The following is a 533-nucleotide window of genomic DNA, read 5'->3' as shown; positions in this document are numbered from 1 at the left end:
TCTTCTTGCGCTTTATCAAAAAGTTCGCACTCTATTTTTGTGGTGTAACCACCCGTTTTATCAAGTTTGTGCTTAACACTTTTGATACGCCATTCTGCTGGAATATAGGGGCGGAAAGGGGGCTCTTGAACAAGCTTTGCTTCCGCTTGTACAAAGGGATCACCACCAATATCACATGAGAAAGAAGACTTACCGCGTGATGATTTATTGCGATAAGCCGCAATGGCTGCAACAGCTTCTGATTGATTGTGGTAGGTATATTTGAGTTCATGAAACGGTGGGTTACCAACTTTGACTTCTTTTTTTTCACCACTGCGTAAATCATGATAGGTTGCGAGAACACCGCCTTTTTTCTCTTTGTCTTCTTCTTTCTCAGATTCTTTTTCTGCTTTTTCTGATTCAGATGATGATGGTGCTCTGTCATTGTCATCCATATGGATAAAGTTTTCATCATCATCAATCTCTTCTGGTTCTCGTGCATCAGCCGCGGCTTTTTGGTCGTCCCCCACATCTGTTTCTAAGCCATTGGCTGC

1 pseudogene is annotated in these 533 nt (G+C 42.4%); it reads right to left on the bottom strand.

The window, feature by feature from the left end:
- A pseudogene (locus tag ACFINZ_RS12075) lies at positions 1-533 on the bottom strand (late control protein); the annotation flags it as partial.

The sequence above is a fragment of the Bartonella sp. AA81SXKL genome (genome assembly GCF_042196945.1).
GTDB lineage: Bacteria > Pseudomonadota > Alphaproteobacteria > Rhizobiales > Rhizobiaceae > Bartonella.
Note: the sequence above shows the minus strand (reverse complement) of the source record. Positions and strands in the feature narration are given on the sequence as shown.